The sequence below is a fragment of the uncultured Anaerovibrio sp. genome (genome assembly GCF_947302755.1).
Taxonomy (GTDB): Bacteria; Bacillota; Negativicutes; order Selenomonadales; family Selenomonadaceae; genus Anaerovibrio.
The window spans coordinates 1-5,062 of sequence record NZ_CAMYWM010000154.1; the positions used below are offsets into that span (position 1 = coordinate 1).

The following is a 5,062-nucleotide window of genomic DNA, read 5'->3' on the forward strand; positions in this document are numbered from 1 at the left end:
GCTACGACCAAAAATCACTTCGCGTCCAAACCTTCACGAAAGTATTTTGTCTTGTTTTGCAACAAAATCCCTTTGCGAATCACTCTTTTCTGGGAATATTAATCAATATCCCAACACTTTCCCAGAAGCTTTTGCTTCGTGAGTCAGCTTTTATAATATAACCGTTTTTCAAATCCTTGTCAACAACTTTTTTGAAAAATTATTTTAGTTGATTTGAATATTAAGTTAATTGCCTGTCCTCACCTTTGCTGTCCATCTCTGCGCATTGGGGTGACGACTTGTCATATGTTACACGTTTTTCAGTTGATTGTCAACAGTTTTTTTAATTTCCTTCATTTTTCTTTGGTTTTTCCAAGGTAAATAGTATAATCAATATTATCCTGACATACTCTTATATACATTGGAGGATTGTTTTAATGATTAATTTATCTGAAATAGCCACGGAGCAGCCTAATCCTGCCACAGCTCATATTGATGAATTGTCCACCCTTGATATGCTGAAGGTGATGAATGCCGAGGATCAGCGGGTAGCCAAAGCCATAGAGCCTGTTCTTCCTATTATAGGAACAGTGGTTGATATTATTGCCGAAAGGCTGAAAAAGGGTGGGCGGCTGTTCTATATCGGGGCAGGCACCTCCGGCCGTCTTGGTATACTGGATGCCGTAGAGTGTCCTCCCACCTTTGGTACAGAGCCGGAGCTGGTAACAGGCATTATTGCCGGTGGAATGCCGGCTATTTTCAAGGCTGTAGAGGGAGCAGAGGATTCCACTGAATTTTCCCGGGGAGATCTTAATGAATATTGCTTTAATGCCAAGGATGTATTGGTGGGAATTGCGGCCTCCGGCCGAACCCCATATACCCTGTCAGCCATTAATTACGCCCGGGAAATAGGTGCTGTCTCCGTATCCCTTACCTGCAGCCCCAATTCTCCCATGGAGGAGGCGGCAGACTATGCTATCCTGGTCCAACCGGGGCCGGAGGTGATTACCGGTTCCACCAGGTTAAAGGCCGGTACCGCCCAAAAGCTGGTTCTCAATATGCTGTCCACCGGCACCATGATCAGGCTGGGTAAGGTTTATGGCCACCTGATGGTGGATGTCAAGGCTTCCAATAAAAAGCTGACGGAACGGGCCACCCGTATTGTAATGGAGGCAACGGGCTGTGAACGGGATACCGCTGTTGATGCCCTAAATACGGCGGGGGGACGGGCCAAGCTGGCGATTTTCCACATAATCTCCGGTGAAACCATGGAAGTGTCCCAAAGGCTTCTTGATGAGGCTGATGGTTATATAGGAAAGGCGCTAAATAAGCTAAAAAAGTAATACTGCATCTTCAAATATTCTAAATCACGAGGTAAAAACATGGACTACAAAGCTATTGCTGAAAAAATTTATTTACAGGTTGGAGGAAAGGAAAATATTGCGGATACCACCCATTGTATGACCAGGCTCCGCCTGAAGCTCAATGCTTATGACAGGGTTGATACTGAGGCCATCAGAAAAATCCCTGGGGTAATGGGGGTTAATCTCAGTGACACCGAGCTGCAGGTTATTCTCGGCCCAGGCCGGGTGGATAACGTATACAATGAGTTTGCTGCAATAATGAGCACCGGCTCCAACGATACTGCTTCACCCAATCCAGACCCATCCATTTCCAGGAAGCCTGCCATTGGGGATGGCAAGGAGCTTCATGCCCAAATTCGGGCCAAAAATGCCACTCCCTTAAAATTATTAACCAAGCGCATTGCCAGCATTTTCATTCCTATGATTCCAGGATTTATTGCCTGTGGTCTTCTCACAGGTATATTAGGTATTTCATTTAAGATTAATCCTGAATTAACCAGCTGGCCAATCATTCAGCTTCTAACGGTTATGAGTAATGCCATTTTCTTTGGGCTTAATATTTTGGTGGGTCATAATGCCGCCAAGGAATTTGGTGGCTCTCCTACTATGGGTGCCATTCTTGCCATCGTACTTTGTCATCCAAATCTTGCAAACATAAATCTTATGGGTACCAATCTGGTTCCAGGCCGCGGCGGTATAATTGCCGTGCTGATGGTGGCTATTCTGGGGGCTTATCTGGAAAAGTATTTAAAGAAGGTTATTCCCGAGATGTTCAGTCTGTTCCTGACACCCCTCATGGTCCTGCTCATCGGTGGTCTTACGGCTATTTTCCTGTTACAGCCTATGGGACAGGTTATTGCTGAATTCATTGGCAGTGCTGCTACTGCAGCCATCCAGCATGGGGGAATGTTTACCGGTTTTGTTCTGGGTGGTATTTGGCTGCCACTGGTTATGCTGGGAGTACACCAGACCATGACCCCTATCCACGCTCAATTGCTATCTGAATACGGAGTCACTATTCTCCTGCCAATACTGGCTATGGCTGGTGCCGGTCAAATAGGTGCCTCCCTGGCTGTTTATGTAAAAACCAAAAATAAATTCCTCAAAAAGACTATTTTGTCTGCTCTCCCCGTTGGCATAATGGGCGTGGGTGAACCCCTTATCTATGGTGTAACCCTTCCCCTTGGCAAGCCGTTTATCGGGGCCTGCATCGGCGGTGCCTTTGGCGGTGCTGTTCAGGCCGCCTTTGTGGTAGGGGCTTCGGCCATGGGCATATCCGGTTTGCCGCTGGCCGCCACCACCAATAACATTCCTGTATACCTTATGGGACTTATCACAGCGTATATTGCCGGTTTTATTGCCACCTGGGTTATAGGCTTTGATGATCCTGAGGAGGAGGAGCAGTAATATGAGTAATGGTATATCGGTTTATCTGGGGCTTGACAATCAGCGGCAGGAAAACATTGAATTGATAAAAAAAGCCGCCCAACGGAATATAAAACGGATTTTTACCTCCCTGCATATTCCGGAGGCTGATGTCCAGGTATTAAAGGCTGAGCTTAAGGAAATTCTGGCCCTGGGCAAAAAATACAATATGGATATCATATCCGATGTATCTCCCCGGGTCATAAAAATGCTGTCCATGACGAATTTTTCCCTGGAGCAGTTCGCCCGCCTTGGCATTGAAACCCTCCGTCTGGATGACGGCTTCTCCACCGACGATATTATAGACATAAGTAAAAATACTCTGGGAATAAACATACAGCTCAATGCCTCCACCATTACCGGGGAGTTTCTGGAAAGGCTCCGGGAGGCCGGTACCAATATGGCCCATATTGAGGCCATGCATAATTTTTTCCCCCGGGAAAATACAGGCCTGGCCGAGGAGTTTGTTTATAAAAAAAATCAGCTGCTCCATCAATATGGAATAAAGGTCAGTGCCTTCATTCCCAGCTTCCACCGGCCCCGTTCACCGATTTTTGCCGGCTTGCCCACATTGGAGCTGCACCGGAAAACTAGCTTTGATTTTGCCCTGAGGCATCTGTTGGCCATGGGGGTGGATTCGGTGTTTGTGGGGGATTCGCTGCCGGATGACAGGGAGCTGGATTTATTGGCGGACTTCACCATGGATGGCATGGTCTGGTTGCGGCCGGAGCCATGGACCACCCAGGAGAATATTATCAGCCTCCTGCGGCAGCCCTTTACCACCCGTCCCGACGAGGCCCGGGATGTAGTTCGCACCCAGGAAAGCCGACATTATATTCAGGAAAGGCACATTACCGTCACCGCCGATAACTGCGGGCCCAGGAATATTGGGTATGTGACACTGGATAATGAGAAATACGGACGATATCAGGGAGAGCTGCAAATTATTAAGAGCTATCTGCCTGCTGACCATCGGGTAAATATTGTTGCGTCACTTTCCAATGACGAGAAGCGGCTGATAACCTATCTCACCCCTAATACGAGCTTCCAATTTATTATCTGAATCAATACATATAAAAAGGGATAACGCTAACCTGCAACCAAGGTCAGCGTTATCCCTTTTACTATGAACACTTAGTGAGCACAAGCCTACGGCGCAGTGGGAACTTAGTGTTCGTTGTAAGGGCTGATGAAAGCTCGTATGCTTTCATCTTGCTTACTATGAAATCTTAGCGAAGCAAATCCGAAGGATGCAGATGAGCTCTAGATTTCGTTGTAAGGGCTGATGAAAGCCCCTATGCTTTCATCTTGCTTATTTTGCTATTCCCCACCTAATAGGCCATAGATACATTGAAATTTAATTTATTATGCAGAATATTGAATAAATACACAGACCTATTATGGCCCCCAGAATGGAGCCATTCATTCTGATCCACAGCAAATCCGGTTCTGCCTTGTCGTAAATCAGGTGATTCATCTGATCGTCGGTAAGGCTTCCCAAAACCTCCCGTGAAATATCCCCCAGCATGCCCTGGGCCTGAAGAGCTCCCCGGCCGGTAATGCCGTACACTGTTTCATTAATATAATCGTGTATGCCGGTCCGGGTTTCCAGTAGCCTCCAGAAGGTATCCACCAAAATTCCGGACAGCCAATACATAAATTTCCCTGTTTCCTTCCCCCCGGCCAAATCAATATTGGCCATGGAATTTCTTACATCAAAGGTATCCTGGCCGGCATGGGGCCAGATGTCCACAAATTCCTGCTGTAAATCCATATTTTTCAGGGTCTGTTTTACCACATCATTTAGGACAGACAGTACCTCCTGCCGCTCTGGGCTGCCCTCCGTGGCCAGCTGCTGCAGCAGCTTTAGGGCCTGCTCCTGAACCAGTCCAACGGCTTCCTCAATATTCACCAGATTGGTGGATTGGGCGGTACCCATCAGCATTTTTGCCATAGGGCTGTTCAGCTTCTCCTCGATATAGCCGTCCAAATACCGGGTAAGGGCCTCTTTAAATTCCTCCTGGGAAACGTAACGACCGGCCCCCTTGATGAATTCATCAGCCAGCCTGCTGATGATATCACTATGCTCCGTTCCTTTACTTAGCTCATTCAGCAGCCGTTCTCCCATAGCCGGACTGTTTAACCACTCATCAAGGCGGTTGGCGGCCATCAGCTTAAGTCCCTGTAGATGAGCTGCCAGCAGTCCCTGGAGCCAGCCTGCCGCCATAGCTCGGTGCTCCTCCGTTGCCAGCCATTCCCGGATTTTTGTGGAATAATCAATGGATTTGGCCTTG

Annotated in this window: 4 protein-coding genes; 3 read left to right on the plus strand and 1 reads right to left on the minus strand. The window is 47.5% G+C overall.

Features of this window, described 5'->3' with window-relative positions; genetic code table 11:
* Positions 1-416: 416 nt before the first annotated feature.
* Genes murQ through Q0Y54_RS11550 form a run of 3 tightly spaced genes read left to right on the plus strand, consistent with a single transcriptional unit; the run spans position 417 to position 3,831 of the window.
* Positions 417-1,322: an N-acetylmuramic acid 6-phosphate etherase gene (gene murQ / locus Q0Y54_RS11540; RefSeq protein ID WP_297968056.1), complete on the plus strand. Its 906-nt coding sequence runs from the start codon at positions 417-419 to the stop codon at positions 1,320-1,322.
* A 39-nt stretch (positions 1,323-1,361) separates the two neighbouring features.
* A complete protein-coding gene (locus Q0Y54_RS11545) occupies positions 1,362-2,750 on the plus strand; it encodes a PTS transporter subunit EIIC (protein ID WP_297968059.1) in 1,389 nt (462 codons plus the stop codon).
* Position 2,751: 1 nt separating this feature from the next.
* On the plus strand, positions 2,752-3,831 hold the full coding sequence (locus tag Q0Y54_RS11550; RefSeq protein ID WP_297968062.1) for a DUF871 domain-containing protein: 1,080 nt from the start codon (positions 2,752-2,754) through the stop codon (positions 3,829-3,831).
* Positions 3,832-4,125: 294 nt separating this feature from the next.
* Here the strand turns inward: Q0Y54_RS11550 and Q0Y54_RS11555 are convergent.
* The coding region (locus tag Q0Y54_RS11555; protein WP_297968066.1) for a DUF445 family protein at positions 4,126-5,062 on the minus strand (937 nt) is incomplete at its 5' end.